The organism is Priestia sp. P5_B4, assembly GCF_056400385.1.
On record NZ_JBFULJ010000542.1, the window covers coordinates 1 to 2580 of the forward strand.

Here is a 2580-nt window from a genome sequence, read left to right on the forward strand (position 1 = left end):
GTTTCATCGCGAACTTCAGCAATGCCTTCCACTTTTTTATCTAAACGAAGCTCATCCATTTTCTTAACAAGGTTGGCTTTGTTTACTTCAAACGGAAGTTCCGTAATGACAATTTGCTGTTTTCCGCCGCGAATAGACTCCACTTCCGTTTTTCCGCGAATAATAATTTTCCCTTTACCTGTCTCGTAGGCTTTCTTAATCCCGTCTACTCCTTGAATGATTCCTCCTGTAGGAAAATCAGGACCTTGAATAGCCGTCATCAACTCTTCAATTGTACACGTTGGTTTATCAATTCGCATGATCGTTGCGTCAATTACTTCACCTAAATGATGAGGAGGAAGTTCCGTAGCGTAACCAGCTGAAATACCCGTGGATCCATTCACTAGCAAATTAGGAAACATAGCCGGTAACACAGTTGGTTCGCTGCTTGTATCATCGAAGTTAGACACAAACTCAACCGTTTGTTTATCAATATCTCGTAGAAGTTCTGCAGCAATCGATGAAAGGCGAGCTTCTGTATAACGCATTGCTGCTGGGGGGTCTCCATCAATACTTCCGTTGTTTCCATGCATTTCGATTAATACATTTCTAACTTTCCATTCTTGACTCATTCGAACCATAGCATCATATACAGATGAATCACCATGAGGGTGATAATTACCAATTACGTTCCCTACAGTTTTGGCTGACTTGCGAAAGCCTTTTTCTGCTGTATTCCCATCTACGTGCATTGCATATAAAATACGGCGCTGAACGGGTTTTAACCCGTCTCTTGCATCCGGCAGTGCACGCTCTTGAATAATATATTTACTGTATCGACCAAAACGGTCGCCTAGTACATCCTCAAGAGGTAAATCTAAAAAGCGTTCTGTTTGTGTCATTGTACGTCCTCCTCTGCGACCGTTAATACATTTTCATTATCTAAAATATTTGGATCTTCTTCTAATCCAAACGCTACGTTGCTTTCAATCCATTTTCTGCGAGGTTCTACTTTATCGCCCATCAATGTGGTCACACGACGATCAGCGCGAGCAGCATCATCAATACGAACACGAATCAGCGTACGCGTCTCTGGGTTCATTGTTGTTTCCCACAGCTGATCTGCGTTCATTTCACCGAGACCTTTATAGCGTTGAATCATATACCCTCTTCCTACCTTATCGATAGCCCCTTGCAATTCTTCGTCACTCCATGAATATTCAACCACTTCTTTTTTACCTGACCCTTTACTTACTTTATAGAGCGGTGGAAGAGCAATAAATACTTTTCCTGCTTCCACAAGCGGTTTCATATAGCGGTAGAAAAACGTTAGCAGAAGCACTTGAATATGAGCGCCATCCGTATCCGCATCGGTCATGATGACTATTTTATCGTAGTTAATATCATCGATGGTGAAATCTGCTCCTACTCCTCCGCCTATCGCGTGGATGATCGTACTAATTTCTTCGTTTTTAAAAATATCTTGAAGCTTGGCTTTTTCGGTATTGATAACCTTCCCTCGCAGTGGCAGCACAGCTTGAAAGCGGCGATCCCTTCCTTGTTTTGCTGAACCTCCGGCGGAATCCCCTTCGACTAAGTACAGTTCGTTTCGCTGAGGATTTCTTGATTGCGCAGGCGTTAACTTTCCACTTAGAACGGTTTCTTGACGCTTTCGTTTCTTCCCGTTTCTTGCATCTTCTCTTGCCTTTCGTGCTGCTTCACGCGCTTGAGCAGCTTTGATTGCTTTTTTTACAAGAAGAGAGCTTACGTCCGGGTTTTCTTCTAAGAAATAGGCAAGTTTTTCAGAAATAACTGAATCTACGGACGAACGAGCTTCACTTGTACCTAACTTTCCTTTTGTTTGTCCTTCAAACTGAAGCAACTCTTCAGGTATTCTAACGGAAACGATGGCTCCCAAGCCTTCTCGTATATCTGTTCCTTCTAAGTTTTTATCTTTTTCTTTTAGCAGGCTTACTTTACGGGCGTATTCATTAAATGCACGCGTCATAGCGCTTTTTGCACCGGACTCATGCGTTCCACCATCCTTGGTACGAACATTATTAACGAATGATAAAATGGTTTCAGAATAACCATCATTAAATTGAAAGGCAAATTCAACTTCAATATTATGATGAATCCCTTCGAAAAAGACGACTGGATGAAGTGAATCTTTTTCTTCATTTAAATATGAAACGAAGGCTTGAATACCCGTTTCATAATGAAAGATATCGTGACGATCATGTCTTTTATCGATTAACTCTATTTTGAATCCTTTTAACAGGAAAGCCGATTCGCGGAGCCGTTCACACAGCGTATCATAATTATACACAGTTGTTGAAAAGATCGTGGCATCCGGTTTGAAATGAATCGTTGTTCCCGTTTTTTTCGTTTTCCCTATTTTTTCTAGCGTCGTAACCGGCTTTCCTCCATTTTCAAAACGCTGTTCATAAATAAATCCATCTCTATGAATGGTTACGGTCAACCATTCAGACAGCGCATTTACAACAGATGCACCTACTCCGTGTAAACCTCCACTTGTTTTATATCCACCCTGTCCGAATTTACCTCCTGCATGCAAGATGGTTAAAATAACTTCAGGCG

2 protein-coding genes are annotated in these 2580 nt (G+C 41.6%); both read right to left on the reverse strand.

What is annotated here, in order from left to right; genetic code table 11:
• Positions 1–881 (reverse strand): DNA gyrase subunit A (locus AC1DRF_RS22645; RefSeq protein WP_477741750.1); only part of this gene is annotated, 881 nt, incomplete at its 3' end.
• Positions 878–2580: DNA topoisomerase IV subunit B (parE, locus tag AC1DRF_RS22650; protein ID WP_477741751.1), on the reverse strand; the 1703-nt coding region annotated here is incomplete at its 5' end. The genes parE and AC1DRF_RS22645, both read right to left, overlap by 4 nt.